This is a genomic window from Buttiauxella sp. AC142 (assembly GCF_979253435.1).
This window is the reverse complement of sequence record NZ_CEEDCH010000001.1, coordinates 1,026,377-1,050,436: the sequence shown is the minus strand read 5'-3', so window position 1 is coordinate 1,050,436 and position 24,060 is coordinate 1,026,377. Positions and strand designations below refer to the sequence as shown.

Genomic DNA, 24,060 nt, shown 5'->3' with positions numbered 1-24,060 from the left:
CAAATACCCCGGCGGTGAATCGCCGGGATTGCGTTCTTTATTAAACGATTAAAATCGCCCGAATATCATTAACGTTCGTCAGCGTAGGTCCCGTTTTAATGAGGTCATTTAGCGCCGCAAAGAAGCTATAACTGTCATGCTCTTCCAACATCTGTTTTCCACTTACGCCTTTTTCCTGCGCGCGGCTGAGAGTATCAGGACAAATAAATGCCCCAGCAGCATCCTCAGTACCATCGATACCGTCGCTATCTCCCGCCATGCCCCAAATATGTGTTTCCCCTGCCAGGGCGTTCACCAGGCTTAACAAAAACTCAGTATTGCGCCCCCCACGTTTTGCAGAACAGCTCCCGATAGTTACCGTGGTTTCGCCGCCGGAGAGCAATACTGCTGGCGTTTTGACTGGCAGTCCATGGTGCTTAACGGAACGCGCAATGCCTGCCATGACTATCCCAAGTTGCGCACTTTCCCCCTCAAGCGCATCCCCAAGAATCACAGGGGCTATCCCCATTTTCCTCGCGACAGCTGCCGCACTGAGTAATGCTTTTGACGGTGTGGCAATCATGCGTACATCAACTTGAATAGCTTTAGCACTTACAGTTTCTCTTTTTTCAGCAAGCACTTGTGACACATGTTCAGGTAATTCAATTTGATAGCGATGCAGTATTTCTCTGACCTGCTCGATAGTACTGTTATCAGGAAGAGTTGGCCCTGAAGCAATATCTTCAGGGTTGTCTCCTGGCACATCGCTAATAACTAACGTCACCACTTTTGCCGGAAGTGCCGCCAGTGCCAGGCGGCCACCTTTAATATCCGAGAAGTGCTTCCGAACGGCATTCATTTCTTGAATCGTGGCTCCACTTCGCAGCAGTGCTTTATTCACGGCTTGCTTATCCGCAAGCGTAATGCCGGTGCGTGGCAATGCCATCAGAGCCGAACCGCCACCTGAAATCAGGGCAATCACTAAATCATCAGGAGTCAGGTTCTTGAGTGATTCCAGAATCAACATCGATGCCACTTCGCTCATGGAATCTGACACCGGGTGCGCCGCCTCAATAATTCGTACTTTCCGAGTGGGAACCGCATGACCGTAGCGAGTGACCACGACACCTGAAAGCGGCACATCGGGCCATGCGGCTTCCAATGCTGCCGCCATTGCAGCGGAAGCCTTACCGGCTCCCACCACAATACATCGGCCAGGGGGTTTTTCTGGCAACGCATCAAGCAATGCAGCATGAGGGTCTGCACTTTTAATCGCCGCACTGAACATTTCAAGCAACGCACTTTTCGCTGTTTCGTTCGTCCACGTAGCCATTATTCCCCCTGATTTTTAGCGCTTCATGATGGCAGCAATAACTGCATCGGTGACTTCACGAGTTGTTGCTCTACCACCGACATCTGGCGTTTTGACACCGGTTGCGCACACTTCTTCTACTGCCGACATCAGCAAAGCTGAAGCATCATGTTCACCCAGGTGATCCAGCATTTGTGCCGCCGTCCAGAAGCTCGCAACAGGGTTGGCGATACCTTTACCTGTGATATCAAATGCGGACCCATGAATAGGTTCAAACATTGAAGGGAAGCGACGCTCCGGATCGATATTTGCCGTAGGCGCGACACCCAGGCTCCCGGCGAGTGCGCCAGCAAGGTCTGAGAGAATGTCAGCATGGAGGTTAGTCGCCACGATGGTATCCAGTGATTTTGGATGCAGCGTCATGCGCACCGTCATAGCATCAACCAGCATTTTATCCCAGCTCACATCAGGAAACTCAGTTGCCACTTCGGCAGCAATCTCATCCCACATAACCATCCCGTGGCGTTGAGCGTTGGATTTTGTTACCACAGTCAATAGTTTACGTGGGCGTGACTGTGCTAGCTTGAAAGCATAACGCATGATGCGAGTGACACCGGCACGAGTGAAAATAGCCACTTCAGTACCGACTTCCTCCGGTAAACCACGGTGCGCCCGCCCGCCGTGTCCTGAGTATTCGCCTTCGGAGTTCTCACGCACAATCACCCAATCCAAATCGCCTGGACCAGCATTACGCAGCGGCGACTGAATACCGGCCATAATTTTTGTAGGGCGCACATTAGCGTATTGGTCAAAACCCTGACAAATAGGCAAACGCAGCCCCCAAAGTGTAATATGATCCGGCACATCTGGTGCACCCACCGCGCCAAAATAAATAGCATCAAATGATTTCAGTTTTTCCAAACCATTTTCAGGCATCATCACACCGTTCTTTTTGTAATAATCAGATCCCCAGTCAAAATGTTCAATTTGGAAGGTCACATCGCCCACTTTCTTTTGCAAACATTCAAGAACACTGACGCCTGCTGAAATAACTTCAGTACCAATACCGTCAGCAGGAATTGCAGCAATTTTGTAGTTACGCATGGGTAAGACTCCTTACAATGATTATATTTTTGGTCAGTTCATTGGCGTCATTAGTTTTCTAATGACCTATTATTCAAAAAATAAAAATTCGCAGGTTTATATTTTAATTATTTTATGTGCGTCACAATCTAGTGGATTTCCATTAATTATTAACGCCGGACAACTATCATTATGCACAGAAACTCATTACTATCACTCGCATCTGTTTATGCAAAAAATTGATATAATCCTGAGAGGGAAATGTGGAACTTAATCAGCTGAGATGTTTCATTGCCGTGGCCGAAGAACTGCACTTTGGGCATGCTGCACAAAAGCTGGATATGCTCCCCTCGGCATTAGGTCGATACATCAAATTGCTGGAAGAAGATCTTGGCACACGGTTACTATCGCGCTCTACACGTAACGTTTCTCTAACGGCTCACGGGGCTTTATTCCTTGGTGATGCAAAAGAAATTGTCGCCAAAGCCGATCAACTCCAACAGCGTTTTAAGAAGCTGGCTCGGCAAAACTCTGGGCGTTTGCGCATAGGTGCTATCGATAGTGCAACTATCAATTTGGTCCCGCATGTCCTGCATATTTTCCGTGAGAGATGGCCTGAAGTTGACATCCAGATTGTGGAAGATAAGTCATCAAAGTTGCTGCCAAAATTAAAGTCGGGTCGTCTGGATTTAATCTTTATCCGCCCGACAGATCAAATGGATGATGTTCTGGAAAACCAATTCCTTTTTTATGAAGATGTTGTGTTGGCAATATCGGATAAACATCGCCTTGCTCAATGCGGTGAAATAGTTGTCAGCGATCTAGAAAATGTGCCGATGATCGTACCCGAAAGACGAGTTCGGCCACATAGTTATGATTTAACATTAGACCTATTTGATAACGCCAGTTTTAAACCGCGACTAGTTCAAATTGCGGATGAGAAACAAACCATTATTAATATGGTTGCCGCGGAATTAGGTGCAGCCATTATGCCCAAGTGGGTAACCAGGATGTCTGCGTTAAATGTAAAATTTATACCGCTGGCGAAGGAATATATTAATATCAGGCAAAAACTGCCCTTGTCTGCGGTATGGGTAAAAGATTCACGTGATGAGACTCGCGATAATATGATGGCAGTTGTCATGCAGGAATTAGAGGTTATTTCTCAGCAATACTAAAACAGCGCCATTAACCAGGCGCTGTTTTGCCCACATTTACGCCAAAGAGTTTTTCAACTCCCTACGTTTGCGGTTAATCTCAATAGATAACGTAAGCAATGCCGAAACCACCAGCATCCCCGCAACACAATAGAGCGCCAGTGAAAAATCGCCCGTGGTCTCTTTCAACCAGCCAATCACCGCTGGCCCAGCAAAACCACCTAAGTTGCCGATAGAATTTATTGCTGCAAGTCCTGCGGCAGCGGCAGGGCCGTTAAGGAATAGCGACGGAATACTCCACAGCGGTGGCTTGCAAGAGGAGATACCAATATTCGCCAAAATCAGGGCAAATATAGCCAGCGGCAACGAATGAACTGAACCGGCAAGAATAAACCCAACACACGCTAATAAACAGGCGCTAACGACGTGCCAGGTTCTTTCTTTAGTTTTATCAGAATGCTTCGCCCACAGGATCATCGCAACCACTGAAAGCGCTGCCGGAATCGCATTCACAAAACCAATTTGAAATGTGCTTAAGCCAAACGATTTTATAAACTGCGGCGACCAAATATTGAGTGAATACAAACCTGCCGAGGTTCCGAAATAGACAACGGCCAGCGTTAACACGCGCGCATCAGTCAGCCCTTTCCAGATGCTGGTTTTTGCCTGATGGCCCTGCCCGCTGCGTTCTTGCGCAAGCGTAGTGATAAGCCATTCCGTCTCTTTTTGAGAGAGCCAGCGATTCTTTTCAGGCCTATCGTTTAAATAAAAAAGGGTGAAAACACCCAATATAATGGCAGCGACGGCGTCAATCAGGAACATTAATTGCCAGCCTTTCAAACCCAATGCGCCATGTAAACTCAAAATAGTCCCAGCAAGCGGCGAACCCAACATTGCCGATATTGGCGCCGCCGCCATGAAAAATGCGATAACTTGTGCACGACGCTTAACAGGAAACCAGGTACTTAAATAGAGAATAATCCCTGAGAAAAAGCCCGCCTCTGCAACGCCCAGCAGAAAACGCAAAATGTAGAACCCAGTTGCGGTTTCTACAAACATCATACAGGCAGCAATCGCCCCCCAACTCACCATAATACGTGCCAGCCAAATCCGTGGCCCCACTTTTTGCAAAATAATATTAGAAGGAATATCAGTAAGAAAATAACCTATAAAAAACATGCCCGCGCCAATACCAAATACCGTTGAAGAAAATCCCAAATCTTGATTCATGGTTAACGCTGCAAAACCAATATTAATTCGATCAAAGAAAGCAATAAAATAGGCAAACATGACAAACGGGACAATTCGCCAGGTTATTTTTTTGAGGGTAAGATGTTCTATTGAATGAGTCATAGCATATTTCCATTATTTTAATAAATAATCGGCCGCCTGTTGTTATCGTTCGAAATAGCATCAGGCCAGTCATTGAAATATGCGCTGTCGTTCAGGATGAGTCATCAAGTCGTGATTATATAAAAAAATGCAATAATGTTCTCAAGGGAAAAGTTTCGTTAAAAAAACGTGACAGATCATGTAGCTAGCGGGCTAGACACAAAAGGAACATGGGCACTGCGTTAAAAGCCAGTATGAATGTATGGAGATTAAGTGGGGAACTGAAAATGGTATTTGTGATGTGCTTCAAATATCAGGCATTTACTCGATGACTAAGAACGGCTACCTGAATCGGTAACCGTTTCACTTTCAGGAAGACTTCGAATGAGAAGCCCGGTAAGCGCTATTTTGTCGGTTTGCACTTTTTGAAAGTAACCATACAAGAATCGACGACAAACACAGTAACGCGGCGACAAAGAGCAGCCCGCCCGTAAAACTTCCAGTGTGTTCTTTTATAACACCAATCATTACCGGCCCAACAAACCCACCCAGATTGCCGATAGAATTTATGGTGGCAATCCCCGCCGCTGCCGCAGATCCTGATAAGAACATCGTCGGCATACTCCACAGTGGCGGCTTGGAGGCACTGATACCCACGTTAACCAGAGTTAAGGCGATAATTGCTGTCACTACGGTGGTAACCATACCAGCATAAATCAACCCTACTGCCGCCAGCATACAAGCACCGATAATATGCCAGGTGCGCTCCACTTTTTTATCGGAATGCCTTGCCCAAAGTACCATTGCAACTACGGCAATAATAGCTGGGATAGCGTTTAATAAGCCGACCTGCAAGGAACTCATGCCAAATGCTTTTATTATCTGTGGTGACCAAATCCCCAGAGTATATAAACCGGCAGAAGTCCCGAAATAAACGAGTGATAAGGCAATAACGCGTTTATCTGCCAGCCCTTTCCAGACGCTCACGTGAGAGGAACCCGCTTTGGTATTTTGTTCGGCAGCAAGTGTCTGCATAAGCCAGTCACGTTCTTCATCAGTTAACCACTTTGCTTTAGCAGGGCGATCGGTGAGCCAGAACAACACCACACAGCCCAAAATCACTGCGGGAATCGCCTCCAGCACAAACATCCATTTCCAGCCCGACCAACCAAGAAAGCCGTGTAATTCAAGCAATGCTCCGGAAATGGGTGAACCCAGAGCTGTCGATAGCGGTGCCGCAGCCATGAAGATAGCCGTCACTTGAGCGCGGCGTTTCATGGGGAACCAAAAGCTTAAATACAGAATAATACCAGGGAAAAATCCAGCTTCCGCTACACCCAACAAGAATCGTAAAATATAGAAACTTGTCGTGCCCTGAACAAAAGCCATTCCCCCAGAAACCAGTCCCCATGTAATCATGACGCGAGCAATCCAGATCCTGGCTCCCACTTTATTGAGAATTAGATTAGACGGAACCTCAAACAAAAAATAACCGAGGAAAAATATCCCCGCACCGATACCAAAAACAGTGGGTGAAAAACCTAATTCCTGATTCATTGTTAATGCCGCAAAGCCAATATTTACTCTATCCAGAAAAGCAATAAAATAGAGCAGCATGATAAAGGGAATAATGCGAAGCGTTATTTTTCGCAGTACCCGTGTTTCGAGTTCTGTAGACATAAGAGGAGATCCTCTGTGCGGTTTGTAGGGTGGTAAGATTATTATTAGCGTTACAGGAATTGATTATGATTGTTTATTTTTAGTTATCATCCAGGTTTGATTATATAAAATATTGATATAATCAAACTTCAAGAAAAACTCTGGTTAATCAAAGGTATTTAGAGGGGAACAAAAAAGGAGGACTCTGTAGAGCAATTAATGAATACTGAATTAGATGAATTATTGCAACTATTTATTCGTTCAACATAAAACATACCTGCACGGCATGAGCATCATGCAGGATGTTTCTTACTAAAACAAAAAACTACGCGCTAAGCGCACCCCACACCAAATTGCCTTTATGGAACGTGGCGGTACGAGGCGAAATACGCGCCACCGCTTCGGCAGAACATGAAGCATCCACCAGCACAAAGCTCGCGTCATCCTGCGCTTTTGGCCATACGCGCTCGCCTTTGTCGTTCAGCGGCAGCACGTTGCCGGTGGCAATCGCAAGGGATCGTGAAAGATTCAGCTCGCTCACCCGCATATAAAGTTGCGCATACAAGTTAGCTTTTTCCAGCATGTCGCCCAGGCCATACGGCGACCAGTGGTCAATCACGCTATCGGTACCGGTCATCACAAACACACCCTTGTCTTGTAACTGCTTGAGCGGCATATGCAGGGTGCCAATCGGCACCGTGGAGGCGATGGTGATTTGCTGTGCCGCCATGCGCGTGGCGATGGCATCCACTTCTTGTTCGTTCATCATCGCCAGCGCAAACGCGTGGCTGATGGTGACTTTGCCTTTCAGCTCCGGGGTTTTCTCCACTGTTTCAACCATGTAATTCACCGCCGCAATCCCGGCTGGGCTGGTTTCATGCAGGTGAATATCAACACCTTTTTTGTAGTCGATGGCTATCTGGAACATGGTATCTAAGGATTTTTCCATCGCGCCATCGACGTTCGTCGGGTCAAGCCCGCCGACGTAGTGAGCGCCCGCTTGCATCGCATCGCGCATCAACGCAACGGAGTTCGAGTGCAGCAAACCGTGCTGCGGAAACGCAACGATTTCACAGCTAAAACCAGACTTACGGCGTTCCAGAACTGCTTGCAGATTCTCGAGGTTTTTCAGGCCGGAAACCGGCTCCACGTTGCAATGGCTGCGGGCGATAGTCGAGCCTTTCGACTGAATCAAATCAATCAGCTTTTCGGCACGTTCCTGCGTGACCGGTTGCAGCTCAGGCAGCAGTTTTTGCTCCAGGGCAATCATGTCGAGAATGGTGGTTCCCGCCGGGCGGTTATGCACGCGCCACGGGCCACCGTAGAAGGTTTTGTCGAGATGAATATGCATATCGCGCATCGCTGGCAGCAACAGTTTTCCCGACGCATCGTAATGGGCGAGCGTGGCGTCCGGGTGTTGTTTATTTGCGAGCAATGCCGCAATTTTGCCGTCTTTAATTTCCAGCGTTTTCAGCTCGGTTTGCGTGCCGACAATCGTCTGCCCGTCGCGTGCAAAACCGGCTTCTAGCAACACGTTATCGAGATAGTAATGGGATTCTTTGATAGCGCTCATACGATTGTCCGTTTCACAGGCGATGGAAGCTGGTTTAGCAGCATACGCCATCGAACCGGTCGCGCCAAAGAGCGCACAAGCCGCCGCCACTTTGCCACCGCCGCTCAGAAATTCACGGCGGCTTTTTTCTGCATTATTCATCGAGTTCTCCCACTCTTAATCATTAACAATATGCGTGCCAGTTTCGCCGCGCAGTGCGGCGGGTAATTTTTCAGGGGTGGTGATAATCACGCGTTTGCCGCCGTTGCGCAGGAACGCCAGACTGGCGGTAATTTTCGGCAACATGCTGCCCGGCGGGAAATGCCCTTCTTCGCTAAAACGGGCCATTTGTTCGACGGTGACTTCATCGAGGGCGCGTTGTTCCGGTTTGCCAAAGTGAATACACACTTTCTCCACACCAGTGGTGATCACCAGAATGTCAGCATTCACTTCGCGAGCCAGCAGCGCGGTGGAAAGATCTTTGTCGATAACCGCATCCACACTCTGGTAATCGCCCTGTTCGCTGCGAACTACCGGAATCCCGCCGCCGCCTGCGCCAATCACCACAAAACCTTGTTTGATTAACGCGCTGATGGCATCCGCTTCGACAATACGTTTAGGTTCCGGCGAGGCCACCACGCGGCGGTATCCGCGCCCGGAGTCTTCAACAAATCGCCAGTCCGGGTGCGCGACTTTCAGCGCTTCGCACTGCTGCGCGCTAAAGAATGCGCCAATCGGTTTGGTCGGATGGGTGAAATTAGGATCGTTTTTGTCCACTTCCACCTGAGTAATCACGGTCACGGCTTTTTTGTCGCCGCATTTCCCGAGGCGGTTATTGAGTGCCTGCTGGATTAAATAGCCGATGCCGCCCTGGGTATCCGCCACGCAGTTTGCCAGCGGCGTAAGCGGCAGCCCTTCTTTCTCATGGGCGATTTCCGCCCGGCGTAAATCAAGACCAACCTGCGGGCCGTTGCCGTGAGTGAGCACGATGTCGTAGTCCGACGAGAGCATTTCCAGCACCGTTTCGGCGACTTCTTTTACCGCGATTTGCTGATGTTCAACTGACTGGCTGGCGTTATCTTTGATGATGCTGTTGCCGCCAATCGCCACTACGACGAGTTGTTTCATTATTTTTATCCTTGTAGGGCAAGGGCCGGTGGATGACGCCTGCGGCTTATCCACCCTACAAAACCGTAGGGCGGATAAGTACGCGTCATCCGCCATTTTTTATACCGAAGTCACAACCTCGGATGCCGCTTCACGACGGTCGAGCACATGCTTCACCACAAACATCGCGCCCATCATCAAATAAGCGGTAACGAACATCAGCGAACTGCCCTGCGCAAAGCCGACCATCGGCGCGTGAATCACGCCAAACAGCGCCAGCAATGCACCGACCACCGCCGCCACCGCGCCGCGTAATGGCTTGTTGATAATCGCGAAAATCGCCACGCAACCCCACAACATACTGGCAAGCGGTGCGCCATTCCCCAGATGCACCAGGCCTTGATAAAACACCCCTTTGTGCGCCAGCGCTTCCGGGCCGATTTTCGCCGCCGTTGTGCCCGCTGCGGCCATCACGCTATTCACCATGGTCAGCGCCCAGTTGGCTATCCATGGGAACAGGCAGATGAAGATAACCGGTACCTCTATTTTCGGCGTTTCGCGCACCACCTGGTTTGCCGTCACCACGCCGATAAACACCAGAATCGGCACAATCGCGGTCATCGGAATAATGGCGAGCATGAACGCCCCAAGGCCAAACAGCGGCACGATAAACATGGTGACGCCAGACGCCAGCGTGTAACCGATGCTCGCGCCCATCGCTTTCCAGCCCGCGTGTCCAACATAGACCGTGACCGGGAACGGGTTCCCCATCAGGCAACCGAGCGTTGAGGCCAGCCCGTTGGTCAGCATCACTTTACGGGTGTTGTATTCATCACCCGCTGCGTGGGCGCTTTCGATGTTTTCCAGGTCGAAAATGTAGTTCGCCAACCCCAACGGAACCGCGGATGCCAGGTAAGGCAGCGCATGCGGCAAGCCTTGCAGGAAGCTATCAACATGAATTGATGGCGGGTTAAAACCGAACGAGGACATCGACGCTTTGATGGCTTCCGGGCTTTGCAGGCCAGAAATCCACGCCAGCGCCGTACCCGCAACCAGCAGCAATAAGCCGGTTGGAATGCGCGCAAACATCGGTTTTTTACCAAACCAGTTAATGAAGATAAGCAGCAGCACAATGAAGGAAACCGTCGGCGCTTCAAATGCCTGTAGCATCGGGTTCATCGCCAGCAGCAACAAACCTAAGCCCGACAAACACGACAGCAGCACGGTACGCGGGATCATCTTGCGGATGGTTTCGCCCAGGAACGAACCGCCCACCAGAATCATCGCTTCAACAAAACACCACACCAGGCCAATCTGAATCGCAAACTCAGCGTCGCCGGTTTGCTGGTAGACCGGCATCAATACCAAAAACGTCACGGTAAAGATGGACGGCGCACTTGGCCCGGAAGGCAGCGCGGTCACATCTTTGCGCCCTGTCTCTTTTGCCAGTTGCAGGCCGAACCACGCGTAGCAAATACTCGCCACCAGCACCGCCAACCCGAAGGCTGGCGCAATGCGCCCGTAAACAATCTCCGTCGGAATACCCACCACAAAAATGAGTAACCCCATCATGGTCAGCAAGTTAGTCAGGTTATTGGTCATCAACCCGAAATATGCCGCCCAGTCACCGCGTTTCCACTCAAGCTTAACGTTTGTCATCGGGGTATCCCTCAGAAAGAGTAACGCTCACCAAAGGCGAGCAGAGCCTTCTCAAAACATTCAAACGGCGGATGCACAATCCCGGCGCCAATCATGCCAATACCCGCGTCTTTGTGGGCAATAGCCGTGTTGATCACCGGCAAAATGCCGCTGTCGCCGACGCGCGTGATGTCGATGGCGGTCGGGATGCCCATAAACGACAGCAGCGGAATGGTGACGTTCGGGTTTTCACCGAGCGTGATTTCGCGCATCTGGCGTGAGAAATCAATCGCCTCGTCCACGGTACCGCCCACCAGCGCAACAATCGCCGGAGCCGTCGCCATCGCAAAACCGCCGATGCCGTAGGTTTCAGTAATCGCGCTGTCGCCGATATCCAAGCCGGAATCTGCCGGTTTGTAACCGGCAAACATCGGGCCGATGACCTGCTGCGCCGGACCGGTAAACCACTGCCCCGGCAGGCCGCTGACGCGCAGGCCAAACTCCACGCCGTTACGCGCCATGGTGGTGACGACGGTGCTATATTCGATGCCGTGCGCCGCGTCCATTGCCGCTTTGCACATCGCCATCCACGTTGGGCCGGAGAAGTAGTCGCTGCTGGCGACAAAATCGAACACTTCTTTTTGCTGCGCGACGGTGAAGTGGGTCTGAATAATCCACGGCGTCAGCGCCTGAATCAGTAACGTGGTGCCTGCGTTGTTGCGGTTGTGGCACTCGTCGCCCATATGCAGCGCCTGCGCCAGCATCAAACGTAAATCAATTTCGCCTGCGAGCTTCATCGCATCACGCAGCATTGGGCCGAGCACGTCGCGCATCCAGATAAGGCGGTCGATCACGCTCTGGTCGTTCGCTCCCATGCGCAGGATTTTCGCCATTTGCTCGCTGAGGTTGGTGTAAGCCCGGTTGCCGTAGGTTTTGTTTTCGACGATATGCATAAACATCGAGGCCGACGTCACGCCCGCCATAGACCCCACGCAGTCGTGCTCATGGCATGGCGAGAAGATGATTTCGCCGGAAGCGGCAAGCTGCGCGGCCTCATCAATATTCGCCGCCAGCCCTTCAAACACCAGCGCCCCGGTGACGGCACCTTTCATCGCGCCGCACATATTTTCCCAGGCGACAGGCGGCCCGGCGTGCAAAATGGTATTGCGCGTCATGCCCGGCACCACGTTAATCGCCTGGTCATAACCCACTAAAACCGGCTGCGACTGAATGATGCGCTCAACGGCCAGTTTATTGGCAGCGGTTACTTTTTCGGCAAGCTCTGGGGCGGCAATCGCATCCAGTGCATTCACCACAGCCAGATTGCCCTGCCCCGGTGGCGTCCAGTCCAGTTGCGTAACGGGAACGCTCTGCTTTTTCAAATCATCGCTAAACATCGCAATGCCGACGTTAATCACATTCAGCGGTTGGTTAAACAGACTCATTGTGCTTTCTCCTTGCAGACAAACTCACGCGCCAGCAGCCCGGTGTTGGTGCTGCTGCTTGCCCAAATCACCCCGGCATCGGTCAACATCTGGCACTGCGCTTCAAGTGATGGCGTGTCCAAATCGGTGCCGAGCACGTAGCCCAGAATTTCCAGGTTGCGCGAGTCGCGGGCGGCAATGGCTTTGGCTTCTTTGATGGCATCCAGCATCACGCCAACCGGGTTTTCGTGCGAGCCGTAGCCCAGCACAAAATCCATCACGATCACGCCGACTTCCGGATCACGCGCTTCTTGCAGCAGGCGGCTGATGCGGTTGGTCGGGTCAATCATTGGGTGCGGTTTGCCGTTGGTGAAATCGTCGTCGCCGAAATCGAGGAAGGTGTGTGCGATGCTGACATTCACGTCTTTGAGGCGGTATTCAGGATTCGGCTGGATATTGCTGTAGACGTCCGGGTATTTTTCCAGCGCTGCAAACATCGCTTCATCGCAAAGGGTGCCGCCGCAGAACAGCGCACGGATGTACTTCTGCTCAGGCTTCAGGCGCGCACGCACTTCTTCAATCAGCGGCCAGTTGAGCGGATGTAAATCCAGCGACTCTTTTTTGATGCCGGTCAGCAGCACGGCTTTCAGCGCCGCTTCTTTAGTGGCACGGGCAAACTGCAAACCCGGTTCGTCGGCATGTGTTTCGCCGTTACCGAGGAAGCAAACCACGACGGGTTTGCGGCAAGCCTGCGCACGTTCCAGCACTTTACGCGCCACGATTTCAGCAGGCGGTTTAGAAACCAGCACAATCACTTCAGTTTGTGCGTCATTTTCCAGCATCTGGATGGCATCGAGCATCATAATGCCGCCGATTTTCTCGCTTAAATCACGCCCGCCAGTTCCGATAAGCTGGGAAATACCGCCGCCAAATTCGTGAATGCGCACGCTTAATTCCTGGCTGCCAGTGCCGGATGCGCCAACAATTCCGATGGAGCCGCGGCGCACTTCATTGGCAAAACACAGCCCTGCGCCGTTGATAATCGCGGTGCCGCAATCCGGGCCCATCATCAGCAACCCTTTGCTGTGGGCGAGTTGCTTGAGTGCCAGTTCATCATCAAGAGAAACGTTATCGGAAAACAGCATCACATTCAGGTTGTTTTCCAACGCCTGACGCGCTTCACGGGCCGCGAAAGCGCCGTTGACGGAAATCACCGCAAGGTTAGTTTCCGGGATATTGTTATGTGCGCTGGCAAGGGTTGCGTAACGCGCTTCGTGGCGTGCATTGCCACTGTCTTTGCGGGTGAACAGACCTTCAATGGCTTCAAGCGTGGCGTCGTTCGCCGTATCGCTCGCACCTTTGATAACAATCATCAGGTCGCCATTTTTGGCCTGTTCGAATTCGTCGTTTAACAGGCCGAGGTTTTTTAACACCCCTTTGTTCATTTCGGTCGCCATCGCGACAAACGCCTGTTCAACGCCTTCAAGCTGGTTAGCTTTGGTTGAAATGGACATCAGTGAGACCGAATCAAAATAGGTGTTCTTTTTAATTACAATCCTGGTCGACATAATTTCCTCCGTTAATTTTGGTCAAAGCGAAGGCGTCCGCCATGCCGCAAAGCATGTCGCAACCCGAACTTGACCCTATTTTTTTAATTTCATTTATAAATGGATGAATATTCTCTACATCACCCATCAGTATCTGATGAATAAAATCATAAATACTTTCGCGATAACGCTGATTAATCGCTTCGCGCAGCGTAATTACACTTAATAATGTGGTTTTATGCTTACCCGCTTCCAGCGTAGATTTAAATATTTCGCAATACTTCACTGCCGGATGCCCGGCTATAAATAAAACCACACTTAACCCGGCGAGATAATCATCCCCGGTAGGGGTTAAGCCAATTCCTAAACCCAATAAACCGTTAATTTCATTTTTAATCGCACTGCCGTTCCCTGCGCATAATGCTGAAATTAGCTCCCGGCGATGGTGTTGAAGCTGGCGACTCATTTCCTGATAAAAAATGTTGTCACCGCAAAAATAAAATAATGACGAACTTTGCTCGACCGATGCCTGAATAATTCGGGCAAGGTTTTGCCAGTCGGTCTGGTTTATTTGTTGTTGCGTGATAAACAGCGCATCAGGTTGCCAGCGAGTGCAACTTGAGAAATCAATACGTTTATCGGTGCCAATCTCGATGCCGCTGTGTTTAAAACTCACCTGTTCACCAGGCTTAAAAATATTCAGGCAATGCTCAAGGGCTAAACGGCAGCTGTTGGGTGCGTTATCACAGTCGGCACTGAGCAGGGTTAAAATCTGTTCTTTTTCAGGGAGGTGAATATTCACCGCTCTGGAAAACACCTGCTCGATATAACCAACTGTATCAACTTGTAATTCTGGCGCATAAAACGCGCTGTCTGCCGTTTTTGCCAGGAGGCACTGCCGCAGCTGATATCCGGCGATAGTGCATCTCCTGTGTTTTAAGCTCCGGCTTTGACCAGCAGCTCGGCAATCTCGTGATACCCTTTTTCGCGTGCCAGCGTCAGCGGCGATTTACCGTATTTATCGGTCATGTGCGGGTTAGCACCATGGTCGAGCAGCAGTTTGACAATCTCCTGCTGTTTCGCCCCACCGTCGTTCAACACGATGGCTTCGAGTAGCGGCGTCCAGCCAACGAAATTGGTGTGATTGACGTTAATATCGGTCTGCGTCACCAATTCTCGAACAATTTCGACATGGCCTTTTTCGCTCGCCGGAGTAATACCCACGCCACCAAAACGGGATAAACAATTTAGATCCGGATTTGCCGGTAATATCAGGCGTAATAATGTCAGGTCGTTATTCAGGCAACTGAGTAAGAAAGGGTTAAAACAGGTTTGATCTTGCTTATTAACGTCGGCTCCGGCCTTAATTAAATATTCCACACAGTCATATTTTTTGTGCAGGCTGGCGAGAGTAATTGCAGTGCGACCCTGGCGATTGGTGGCGTTAATATCCGCGCCATCACTGAGGCATTGTTTTAGATTTTCCAGATGCCCAAGTTCTGCTGCATTTAGAAATTCTGCAATGAGTTCTTTCTGAGACATATCCATACTCCCATACTTTGCTATTTCCGATGAATTGAGAATAGCAACACTGTCGATGCTTTAACATCCGTTTAAAAATCATTCATCGTTAATGACAGCATTGTTGAATAGTATTCAACAATGTGAGAAAAATGTGGGTCAGCGCAATATTTTACCTATGATAGAACCGCTTTCAGCAGGCTTTAGTACCCACTGGCGAGCATGCCACGAGGCCTTGCGGAACGCGGGGAAAATGGGATTCAAGAAGTGTGATACTCTTCAAATCACTTGTAACGGCAGTGTTAAATATGGCTCAAGACAAAGTCGCGGATCATAAGGAATACAAATACATTCAACAATAGCGTCGAATGGCGTTACGGTTGGTTATGGGATTTGTAGGGTGGATAAGCCGCAGGCGTCATCCACCAAAAAACATCCAACGAAAGGACTGACGGGAGAGGCACATGAATTCTATTTTTACCGAAGAGAACCTGCTGGCCTTCACCACCACGGCGCGGCTTTCAAGTTTTAGTAAGGCTGCTGTCGAACTGGGGATCACCACCTCTGCCGTCAGCTACACCATCAAAAGAATCGAGACGTACCTCGATGTGGTGCTGTTTGTACGCAACACGCGCAGCATCGAATTGACCGAATCTGGCTACTACTTCTATCGCAAAGCGACTGAACTGCTGAACGACTTCCATGCCATTAAACGCGGCGTGGATACCATCTCGCAAGGCATTGAAGTTAAAGTACGTATCTGTATCAATCAGCTGCTTTACACGCCGCGCCATACCGCGAAGCTCCTGCAAATCCTCAAAAAACAGTTTCCCACCTGCCTGATAACCGTCACCACCGAGGTGTATAACGGCGTGTGGGACGCCATTATTAATAACCAGGCCAATATCGCGATTGGTGCGCCGGATACGCTGCTCGACGGCGGCGGTATTGATTACACCGAAATTGGCGCGATTCGCTGGGAATTTGCCATCGCCCCGACGCACCCGCTGGCATTCATGCCGGAGCCGATTTCCGAGAGCCAACTGCGCCTGTATCCCAACATCATGGTGGAAGACACGGCGCTGACGCTGAATAAAAAAGTGGGATGGTTGCTGCACGGGCAGGAAGCGATTCTGGTGCCGGATTTCAACACCAAATGTCAGTGTCAGATTTTGGGCGAAGGCGTCGGTTTTTTACCGGATTACATGGTGCGCGAGGCCCAGGAAAGCGGCCTGCTGGTGACGCGCCAGATTAACAACCCGCGCCAGGATTCGCGCATGCTGTTAGCAACTCAACACGCCGCCACCGGGCAGGTCACGCAGTGGATTAAAAAACAGTTCGCCGCAGGTGGGTTGCTGGCTGAAATTTATGGGGATTTGTTGGTTCGGGGTTAAGCCCTAGTCACGCTTCGCAGCAACATCTCCTGCCAGGCTGGAACATCGCCCAGGTAATGTCCGGCATCCAGCACCTGTAACTGCCCGACGTTATTCTCAAGCGCAAAAGTGGGGAAACCACGGCCACCAAGCTGCGCCAGTAGCGCCCGGCTTTCAGCAATATGCTGATTCAGGATTTCACCGTCGATGGCCTGCATTTCTGCGCTAAAAGCCGGGGCCGATAAGCCAAGTTCCAGGGCCAACGCTTCCAGAACCGGTAAATCTGCCACACGCTTGCCATGCTGGTAGTGCGCCACCTGAATAAGATGGAGCATATCCAGCCCGCGCCCGGCCAGCTTTTGCGCCGCAAGAATCGCGCAGGTGGGCGGGGCCGAGTCCATCACTGCTGTGGTATCCAACAGCAAGCCATTGATATACGCATCACCGAACGGTTGCCCGGTCATGGCGGCAATCCGCGCATCATGCTCGATAACATGCCCGCGCCACTGCGCGTCTATGGTGCGACGGTGGTTGCCCACCATCATGCCGCCGCCATGCAGATCAATCGAAATACCTTTGATCGCACGAGCTGCCTTCACCAGCGGTGCCACGCCGTAGCACCAGCCACAGAGCGGGTCGAAAATGTAATGCAGAGTGTGAGTTGTCATTTTGCCTCCTGGTTACTGCGGCCAGTTCATCTCACCTTTCAGCACTTTCGCACTTAGCTCAAGGCTCGACTCATCTTTTAGGCCCGGATACTGCTTTTTCATCGCCGCAATCAGTTGAGCTGAATCTTTGGCTTTCGGCAACGCGTTTTCCAGCCTCGTCAGATAGTTTTGCGTAAACGTGACCGACTCAAGCGTTTGCGGTGCGCCCGGCAGGAAATGGCCTGGAACCACCACTTCCGGTTTCAGGGCTTTGATGCTTTCCAGCGTTTGCTGCCAGTCGGCACGCGATTGCGGCGTTTGAGTATCAGCCACCCACAGATGAATATTATTGCCCGCCACTGGCACCCCGCCCACCACCGCTTTTAGCGCGGGGATCCACACATAGGTGCGGTCTGGCGTTGGGCCTTTTACTTCGATTTTCTGGCCGTCAACCATGAAGCTGTTGCCCTGAAGCGGCTGCGGCACCACTACTGACTGTGGCGCGTTCTCTTTGAGGATCGGTCCCCAGTAAGCCAGTTTGCCCTCTTTCGAGGCATTAATCGCCGCAATGGTTTCCGGCGTGGCGACGATTTTTGCCTGCGGGAACGCGGCCTTAATTTTGTCCAGACCGAAGTAGAAGTCCGGGTCAGAATGGCTGATGTAAACGGTGGTCAGCGTTTTGCCGGTCGCTTTGATCTTCTGAATCAGCTGCTCGGCGTCGTTACCCTGGAATTGCGCATCAATGAGCACCACTTCTTTCTCGCCGCTGACTATCTCGGATGACACCGGGAACACGCTTTTCTCACCGGGATTGTAAACTTCCATCGTTAACGGACTGGCGGCGTGCGCCAGAGTCGTAATGCTTGCGAGAGTCAGAGTAAGTACAGATTTTTTAAACATAGCAGATGTCCCTAATTGTCTTAATGATGGGCACATCTTACGTTGCATAAATTGATACAAAAACCGGATAATGAGCAACTATTCATTGCATAAATCGGACGAATAATGGATCGCATTACCGCCGCAAGGGTGTTTGTCACCATTGTCGATCTGGGCAGTATGATTGCCGCCGCAGACCATCTTGATATGTCGCGAGCCATGGTGACGCGTTATCTGGCGCAGATGGAAGAGTGGACGGGCGCACGCCTGCTGCACCGCACCACTCGCAAACTGAGCCTGACCGATGCGGGCGAAAGAACCCTGAGCCTGTCACGCAAAATGCTCGCGGTCGCCGAAGCCATCGATCTGGTCGAGGATAATCAGACCGAGGAAATACGCGGCCTGCTGCGCATCACCTGCTCCCAGTCACTGGGGCAAACTGCCCTTGCAGGTGCCGTAACGCAGTTTCTGAAACGCCACCCGCTAGTGAGCGTCGATCTGCAAATGAACAACCGGACGGTAAATCTGGTGGAAGAACGGATCGATCTGGCACTGCGCATCACCAATGAACTGGACCCGAATTTGATTGCCCGCCCGCTTTCCACCTGCGCCTCGGTGGTATGTGCCGCTCCTGCTTATCTGGCGGCAAACGGTACTCCGAATCATCCTGAAGATCTCGCCAGCCATAATTGCCTGACTTACAACTGGTTCGGCAAAAGCCTGTGGCATTTTGACCGTGCAGGAGAAAAATCTGCCGTGGCGGTGAGCGGCAATCTCAGCGCCAATGAATCGGTGGTGCTGCTGGCGGGGACGCTACAGGGCGCGGGGATTTCGCTCCAGCCGTACTATTCTGCCGCCCCGCTACTGGAAAAAGGTGAACTTGTAGAACTATTGCCAGGCTACCAACCGCAGGCGATGGGCATCTACGGCATTTACACCACCCGCAAACAGATGCCCGCCACGCTGCGCGCGATGCTGGATTATCTGGTGGAGTGGTTTGCCACGGATGAGCAGTGGCGAGGGAATCTGCGCTAAATATCGCCAATCATTATCTCGTTATGGTTAATCCCCCCGCAATTACCCCTACTCATGAAGGGGTAATTGGCTATCCAATGTTTAGCGACTTGATTTTGCTCAATAACCAACCGGTAAATATGGGTATTTTCGCGACCATTCAAACGTCATAACAGTGAGGTTACGATGGACGTCAGTCGCAGAAAATTTTTCAAGATCTGTGCCGGCGGGATGGCAGGGACTACCGCCGCAGTTCTGGGATTTTCTCCCAAAGCGGCACTTGCCGAGGTGCGCAACTTTAAGCTTTTGCGTGCCAAAGAAACCCGCAATACCTGTACATACTGCTCAGTAGGCTGTGGTTTGTTGATGTACAGCCTGGGCGATGGCTCGAAAAACGCTAAATCCAGCATTTTCCATATTGAAGGTGACCCGGATCACCCGGTAAACCGTGGGGCATTATGCCCAAAAGGCGCGGGTCTGCTGGATTATATCCACAGCGAAAGCCGCCTGCGTTACCCGGAATACCGCGCGCCAGGCTCCGATAAATGGCAGCGTATTAGTTGGGAAGATGCGTTCGCGCGTATTTCTCGCCTGATGAAAGACGACCGCGATGCCAATTTCGTTGAGAAGAATGAGCAAAACGTCACGGTAAACCGTTGGCTCTCCACCGGCATGTTATGTGCGTCGGCGGCCAGCAACGAAACCGGCATGCTGACTCAAAAATTTGTCCGCTCGCTGGGCATGTTAGCGGTAGACAACCAGGCGCGCGTCTGACACGGACCAACGGTAGCAAGTCTTGCTCCAACATTTGGTCGCGGTGCGATGACCAACCACTGGGTTGATATCAAAAACGCCAACGTTGTGATGGTGATGGGCGGCAACGCCGCAGAAGCGCATCCGGTGGGTTTCCGCTGGGCGATGGAAGCCAAAAACAACAACGACGCCACGCTGATTGTGGTCGATCCGCGCTTTACCCGCACCGCATCGGTGGCGGATATTTATGCGCCAATCCGCTCCGGCACCGACATTACTTTCCTGTCGGGCGTTCTGCTGTACCTGATTTCCAATAACAAAATCAACGCCGAATACGTTAAGCATTACACCAATGCCAGCCTTTTGGTGCGTGACGATTTTAGCTTCGATGATGGCCTGTTTAGCGGCTATGACGAGCAAAAACGCCAGTACGACAAAACCAGCTGGAACTATCAGTTCGACGAAAACGGTTATGCGAAACGCGACGATACGCTCACCGACCCGCGCTGCGTGTGGAACCTGCTCAAAGAGCACGTTTCCCGCTATACGCCGGAAATGGTCGAGCATATTTGCGGCACGCCGCAGGCCGATTTCCTGAAAGTGTGTGAAGTGCTGGCTTCCACCAGTGCCGCCGATCGCACCACCACTTTCTTGTACGCCCTGGGCTGGACGCAACACACCGTGGGCGCGCAGAACATTCGCACCATGGCGATAATCCAGTTATTGCTCGGCAATATGGGCATGGCGGGCGGCGGTGTGAACGCCTTGCGCGGGCACTCCAACATTCAGGGGTTGACCGATCTCGGCCTGCTGTCCACAAGCCTCCCGGGTTATCTGACGCTGCCTTCTGAAAAGCACACCGACCTGCAAACTTATCTGACGGCAAACACGCCAAAAGCCACGCTGCCGGGCCAGGTGAACTATTGGGGCAACTATCCGAAGTTCTTCGTCAGCCTGATGAAAGCGTTCTATGGCGATGATGCGCAGTCGGAAAACAACTGGGGTTTTGACTGGTTGCCGAAGTGGGACCAGGCGTACGACGTGCTGAAGTATTTCGACATGATGGACCGCAATAAAGTCACGGGTTACATCTGCCAGGGCTTTAACCCGGTGGCCTCATTCCCGGACAAAAACAAAATTGTCGCAAGCCTTAGCAAGCTGAAATACCTGGTGATCATCGACCCGCTCGTCACCGAAACGTCTAACTTCTGGCAGAACCACGGCGAGATGAACGACGTGAACCCGGCGGCGATTCAGACCGAAGTGTTCCGCCTGCCGTCCACCTGTTTTGCTGAAGAAGACGGTTCGATTGCCAACTCCGGGCGCTGGTTGCAGTGGCACTGGAAAGGGGCTGACGCACCGGGAGAAGCGCGTAACGACGGAGAAATTCTGGCTGGGATTTACCACCAGATCCGCGAGCTTTATCGCGCCGAAGGCGGTAAAGGTGCCGAGCCACTACTGAAAATGGGCTGGCATTACGAGCAGCCTGACCATCCTGAATCGGAAGAAGTCGCCAAAGAGAACAACGGCTACGCGCTGGAAGATCTCTATGATCCGGCTGGGAATTTGCTGGCGAAAAAAGGTCAGCTTCTGGACTCGTTTGCGCTGTTACGTGACGACGGCACCACCGCGTCTGCCTGCTGGGTTTATGCCGGGAGCTGGACGGCGAAAGGCAACCAGATGGCGAACCGCGATAACGCCGATCCGTCAGGCCTCGGCAACACGCTGGGCTGGGCCTGGGCGTGGCCACTCAACCGCCGCATTATCTACAACCGCGCGTCAGCTGACCCACAGGGCAAGCCGTGGGACCCGAAACGCATGTTGATTCAATGGAACGGGGCGAAGTGGGTCGGCAACGATATACCGGACTACAACACTGCCGCACCGGGCAGCGGCGTGGGGCCGTTTATCATGCAGCCGGAAGGTTTAGGCCGCCTGTTTGCCATCGACAAAATGGCGGAAGGCCCGTTCCCTGAGCATTACGAGCCGTTTGAAACGCCGCTGGGCACCAACCCGCTGCACCCAAATGTGGTGTCGAATCCGGCAGCTCGCCTGTATGAAGCTGACGCTAAACGCATGGGCAAACGCAATGAGTTCCCGTATGTCGGCACCACGTATCGCCTGACCGAGCATTTCCATACCTGGACTAAACACTCGCGGCTTAACGCGATTGCGCAGCCCGAGCAGTTTGTGGAAATCAGCGTGGTGCTTGCGAAAAGCAAAGGTATTGCCAACGGCGACCACGTGAAAGTCAGCAGCAAACGCGGGTTTATTCGCGCCGTTGCGGTGGTCACGCAGCGCCTGCAAACGCTGAACGCTGGCGGGCAGGAAGTGGAAACCGTCGGTATTCCGCTGCACTGGGGCTTTGAAGGCGCGGCGCGTAAAGGCTATCTCGCCAATACGCTAACGCCGTCCGTCGGTGACGCTAACTCGCAAACGCCAGAGTACAAGGCGTTTCTGGTCAACATTGAGAAGGCGTAAGGAGCGAACTCATGTCCATGCAATCTCAGGATATTATCAAGCGTTCGGCTACCAACGCCATGACGCCGCCGCCGCAGGCTCGTGACTTCAAAGAAGAAGTCGCCAAGCTGATTGACGTCTCAAGCTGTATTGGCTGCAAAGCCTGCCAGGTCGCCTGTTCGGAGTGGAACGACATCCGCGATGAAGTCGATCATTGCGTCGGGGTTTACGATAACCCCGCCGATTTGAGCGCCAAATCCTGGACGTTAATGCGCTTTAGCGAAACCACGCAAAACGGCAAGCTGGAGTGGCTTATCCGCAAGGATGGCTGCATGCACTGTGAAGATCCGGGCTGCCTGAAGGCCTGTCCGTCGGCGGGCGCCATTATTCAGTACGCTAACGGGATCGTCGATTTTCAGTCGGAACATTGTATTGGCTGTGGGTATTGCATCGCCGGGTGCCCGTTCAATATTCCGCGCCTGAATAAAGACGATAACCGCGTCTACAAATGCACGCTGTGTGTCGATCGCGTCAGCGTCGGCCAGGAGCCGGCCTGCGTGAAAACCTGCCCGACGGGTGCCATTCATTTCGGCACCAAAAAGGAGATGTTAGACGTGGCCGACGAGCGCGTGGCGAAGCTGCAAAAGCGCGGCTATCCGCACGCCGGGCTTTACAATCCGCAGGCTGTGGGCGGCACGCACGTGATGTATGTGCTGCATCATGCCGATCAGCCGGAGCTGTATCACAATCTGCCGAAAGATCCGCAAATCGACACGCCAATCAACCTGTGGAAAGGGATCCTCAAACCGCTGTCGGCGGCAGGTTTTATCGCCACCTTCGCCGGGCTGATTTTCCATTACATTGGCATCGGGCCGAATGAAGAAGTGGATGAAGACGAGGACGAACATCATGATTAAGCAGAGCAAATCAATTGTCAGGACGAAGTTTATCGACCGCGCTTGCCACTGGACGGTAGTGATTTGCTTCTTCCTGGTATCGCTCTCGGGTATTGCGCTGTTCTTCCCGACGCTGCAATGGCTGACCGAAACTTTCGGCACACCGCAAATGGGCCGTATTCTGCACCCGTTCTTTGGGGTGCTGATTTTCGTGGCGCTGATGTTTATGTTTGCGCGTTTCGTACATCACAATATCCCGGAAAAGCAGGACTGGCCGTGGGTGAAAAATATTGTCGAAGTGCTGAAAGGCAACGAGCATAAAGTGGCGGATGTCGGCAAATATAACGCCGGGCAGAAGATGATGTTCTGGACCATTATGAGCATGATTTTCGTGCTGCTGGTGACCGGCGTGATTATCTGGCGGCCTTATTTTGCCTCGTACTTTCCCATCAAACTGGTGCGCTACAGCCTGCTGATTCACGCCACTGTCGCCATTATTTTGATTCACGCCATCCTGATTCATATGTACATGGCGTTCTGGGTGAAAGGTTCGATTAAAGGCATGGTCGTCGGCAAAGTTAGCCGCCGCTGGGCGCAGAAACACCATCCGCGCTGGTATCGGGCGGTTCTGGCGAAAGAAGCGAAGAAAGAGAGCACTGAAGGGTTGTAGTGGATTCGCCCTGCTGTCCCCGGCGTTTGCGCCGGGGATTTGTATCAGCCGTTATTT

Annotated in this window: 19 protein-coding genes; 6 read left to right on the top strand and 13 right to left on the bottom strand. The window is 51.9% G+C overall.

Annotation, left to right across the window (positions count from 1 at the left end):
- Nucleotides 1–40 precede the first annotated feature (40 nt).
- Together AC0IWZ_RS04725 and AC0IWZ_RS04720 are read right to left on the bottom strand one after the other, a co-directional pair.
- Nucleotides 41–1,312, bottom strand: coding sequence for a glycerate kinase type-2 family protein (locus tag AC0IWZ_RS04725; protein ID WP_034493896.1), 1,272 nt, complete (start codon nt 1,310–1,312; stop codon nt 41–43).
- A 15-nt stretch (nt 1,313–1,327) separates the two neighbouring features.
- On the bottom strand, nt 1,328–2,395 hold the full coding sequence (locus AC0IWZ_RS04720) for a tartrate dehydrogenase (protein ID WP_034493895.1): 1,068 nt from the start codon (nt 2,393–2,395) through the stop codon (nt 1,328–1,330).
- Between the two features lie 242 nt (nt 2,396–2,637).
- Between AC0IWZ_RS04720 and AC0IWZ_RS04715 the strand changes: the two genes are divergently transcribed.
- The gene (locus tag AC0IWZ_RS04715) at nt 2,638–3,552 is read left to right on the top strand and encodes a LysR family transcriptional regulator (RefSeq protein WP_034493892.1); all 915 of its coding nucleotides are present in this window, start codon (nt 2,638–2,640) and stop codon (nt 3,550–3,552) included.
- A gap of 36 nt (nt 3,553–3,588) precedes the next feature.
- On the opposite strand, the gene AC0IWZ_RS04710 is transcribed toward AC0IWZ_RS04715, so the two are convergent.
- The 9 genes from AC0IWZ_RS04710 to AC0IWZ_RS04670 all read right to left on the bottom strand — a co-directional run bounded on the left by AC0IWZ_RS04710 (nt 3,589) and on the right by AC0IWZ_RS04670 (nt 15,332).
- Nucleotides 3,589–4,884, bottom strand: a complete 1,296-nt coding sequence (locus AC0IWZ_RS04710; protein ID WP_034493891.1) for an MFS transporter — start codon at nt 4,882–4,884, stop codon at nt 3,589–3,591.
- A gap of 348 nt (nt 4,885–5,232) precedes the next feature.
- Entirely contained in the window at nt 5,233–6,543 is a 1,311-nt protein-coding gene (locus AC0IWZ_RS04705) for an MFS transporter (protein ID WP_034493889.1), read from the bottom strand.
- A gap of 304 nt (nt 6,544–6,847) precedes the next feature.
- Entirely contained in the window at nt 6,848–8,236 is a 1,389-nt protein-coding gene (locus AC0IWZ_RS04700; protein WP_034493886.1) for an amidohydrolase family protein, read from the bottom strand.
- Nucleotides 8,237–8,251: 15 nt separating this feature from the next.
- Nucleotides 8,252–9,202 carry a carbamate kinase family protein gene (locus AC0IWZ_RS04695; RefSeq protein WP_471678015.1) on the bottom strand — a complete coding sequence of 317 codons (951 nt, stop codon included), beginning with the start codon at nt 9,200–9,202 and terminating at the stop codon, nt 8,252–8,254.
- Between the two features lie 99 nt (nt 9,203–9,301).
- Nucleotides 9,302–10,840: a xanthine permease gene (locus AC0IWZ_RS04690; RefSeq protein ID WP_115630287.1), complete on the bottom strand. Its 1,539-nt coding sequence runs from the start codon at nt 10,838–10,840 to the stop codon at nt 9,302–9,304.
- Nucleotides 10,841–10,851: 11 nt separating this feature from the next.
- Nucleotides 10,852–12,264, bottom strand: a complete 1,413-nt coding sequence (locus tag AC0IWZ_RS04685; RefSeq protein WP_410372291.1) for a YlbE family protein — start codon at nt 12,262–12,264, stop codon at nt 10,852–10,854.
- Nucleotides 12,261–13,811, bottom strand: a complete 1,551-nt coding sequence (gene fdrA / locus AC0IWZ_RS04680; protein ID WP_471678017.1) for an acyl-CoA synthetase FdrA — start codon at nt 13,809–13,811, stop codon at nt 12,261–12,263. The genes AC0IWZ_RS04685 and fdrA overlap by 4 nt, the downstream gene beginning before the upstream one ends.
- On the bottom strand, nt 13,789–14,592 hold the full coding sequence (locus AC0IWZ_RS04675) for an oxamate carbamoyltransferase subunit AllH family protein (protein WP_471678019.1): 804 nt from the start codon (nt 14,590–14,592) through the stop codon (nt 13,789–13,791). Before AC0IWZ_RS04675 ends, fdrA begins: the two co-directional genes overlap by 23 nt.
- 134 nt (nt 14,593–14,726) lie before the next feature.
- Nucleotides 14,727–15,332, bottom strand: coding sequence for an ankyrin repeat domain-containing protein (locus tag AC0IWZ_RS04670; protein ID WP_034493879.1), 606 nt, complete (start codon nt 15,330–15,332; stop codon nt 14,727–14,729).
- 443 nt (nt 15,333–15,775) lie between these two features.
- Between AC0IWZ_RS04670 and AC0IWZ_RS04665 the strand changes: the two genes are divergently transcribed.
- Nucleotides 15,776–16,705: a LysR substrate-binding domain-containing protein gene (locus AC0IWZ_RS04665; protein ID WP_034493878.1), complete on the top strand. Its 930-nt coding sequence runs from the start codon at nt 15,776–15,778 to the stop codon at nt 16,703–16,705.
- Here AC0IWZ_RS04665 and AC0IWZ_RS04660 read toward each other — a convergent pair.
- Both AC0IWZ_RS04660 and AC0IWZ_RS04655 read right to left on the bottom strand, forming a co-directional pair.
- Nucleotides 16,702–17,352, bottom strand: coding sequence for a DsbA family protein (locus AC0IWZ_RS04660; RefSeq protein ID WP_471678021.1), 651 nt, complete (start codon nt 17,350–17,352; stop codon nt 16,702–16,704). The two genes, AC0IWZ_RS04665 and AC0IWZ_RS04660, sit on opposite strands and share 4 nt — an antisense overlap.
- 12 nt (nt 17,353–17,364) lie before the next feature.
- Nucleotides 17,365–18,231 carry an MBL fold metallo-hydrolase gene (locus tag AC0IWZ_RS04655; protein WP_410372295.1) on the bottom strand — a complete coding sequence of 289 codons (867 nt, stop codon included), beginning with the start codon at nt 18,229–18,231 and terminating at the stop codon, nt 17,365–17,367.
- Nucleotides 18,232–18,336: 105 nt separating this feature from the next.
- Between AC0IWZ_RS04655 and AC0IWZ_RS04650 the strand changes: the two genes are divergently transcribed.
- From AC0IWZ_RS04650 to fdnI, 4 genes are all read left to right on the top strand, one after another.
- Complete coding sequence (locus tag AC0IWZ_RS04650) at nt 18,337–19,245, top strand: LysR family transcriptional regulator (protein WP_471678023.1); 909 nt, start codon at nt 18,337–18,339, stop codon at nt 19,243–19,245.
- A 165-nt stretch (nt 19,246–19,410) separates the two neighbouring features.
- Nucleotides 19,411–22,458, top strand: coding sequence for a formate dehydrogenase-N subunit alpha (gene fdnG, locus AC0IWZ_RS04645; protein WP_471678025.1), 3,048 nt, complete (start codon nt 19,411–19,413; stop codon nt 22,456–22,458).
- An 11-nt stretch (nt 22,459–22,469) separates the two neighbouring features.
- The gene (fdxH, locus tag AC0IWZ_RS04640; protein ID WP_471678026.1) at nt 22,470–23,354 is read left to right on the top strand and encodes a formate dehydrogenase subunit beta; all 885 of its coding nucleotides are present in this window, start codon (nt 22,470–22,472) and stop codon (nt 23,352–23,354) included.
- The gene (gene fdnI, locus AC0IWZ_RS04635) at nt 23,350–24,003 is read left to right on the top strand and encodes a formate dehydrogenase-N subunit gamma (RefSeq protein ID WP_172896161.1); all 654 of its coding nucleotides are present in this window, start codon (nt 23,350–23,352) and stop codon (nt 24,001–24,003) included. Before fdxH ends, fdnI begins: the two co-directional genes overlap by 5 nt.
- Nucleotides 24,004–24,060: the final 57 nt, after the last annotated feature.

Bases quoted from the DNA above. Each gene is read 5' to 3' on its own strand.
- AC0IWZ_RS04725 (WP_034493896.1), bottom strand. From the start codon at position 1,312: ATGGCTACGTGGACGAACGAAACAGCGAAAAGTGCGTTGCTTGAAATG.
- AC0IWZ_RS04720 (WP_034493895.1), bottom strand. From the start codon at position 2,395: ATGCGTAACTACAAAATTGCTGCAATTCCTGCTGACGGTATTGGTACT.
- AC0IWZ_RS04710 (WP_034493891.1), bottom strand. From the start codon at position 4,884: ATGACTCATTCAATAGAACATCTTACCCTCAAAAAAATAACCTGGCGA.
- AC0IWZ_RS04705 (WP_034493889.1), bottom strand. From the start codon at position 6,543: ATGTCTACAGAACTCGAAACACGGGTACTGCGAAAAATAACGCTTCGC.
- AC0IWZ_RS04700 (WP_034493886.1), bottom strand. From the start codon at position 8,236: ATGAATAATGCAGAAAAAAGCCGCCGTGAATTTCTGAGCGGCGGTGGC.
- AC0IWZ_RS04695 (WP_471678015.1), bottom strand. From the start codon at position 9,202: ATGAAACAACTCGTCGTAGTGGCGATTGGCGGCAACAGCATCATCAAA.
- AC0IWZ_RS04690 (WP_115630287.1), bottom strand. From the start codon at position 10,840: ATGACAAACGTTAAGCTTGAGTGGAAACGCGGTGACTGGGCGGCATAT.
- AC0IWZ_RS04685 (WP_410372291.1), bottom strand. From the start codon at position 12,264: ATGAGTCTGTTTAACCAACCGCTGAATGTGATTAACGTCGGCATTGCG.
- fdrA (WP_471678017.1), bottom strand. From the start codon at position 13,811: ATGTCGACCAGGATTGTAATTAAAAAGAACACCTATTTTGATTCGGTC.
- AC0IWZ_RS04670 (WP_034493879.1), bottom strand. From the start codon at position 15,332: ATGTCTCAGAAAGAACTCATTGCAGAATTTCTAAATGCAGCAGAACTT.
- AC0IWZ_RS04665 (WP_034493878.1), top strand. From the start codon at position 15,776: ATGAATTCTATTTTTACCGAAGAGAACCTGCTGGCCTTCACCACCACG.
- AC0IWZ_RS04660 (WP_471678021.1), bottom strand. From the start codon at position 17,352: ATGACAACTCACACTCTGCATTACATTTTCGACCCGCTCTGTGGCTGG.
- AC0IWZ_RS04655 (WP_410372295.1), bottom strand. From the start codon at position 18,231: ATGTTTAAAAAATCTGTACTTACTCTGACTCTCGCAAGCATTACGACT.
- AC0IWZ_RS04650 (WP_471678023.1), top strand. From the start codon at position 18,337: ATGGATCGCATTACCGCCGCAAGGGTGTTTGTCACCATTGTCGATCTG.
- fdxH (WP_471678026.1), top strand. From the start codon at position 22,470: ATGTCCATGCAATCTCAGGATATTATCAAGCGTTCGGCTACCAACGCC.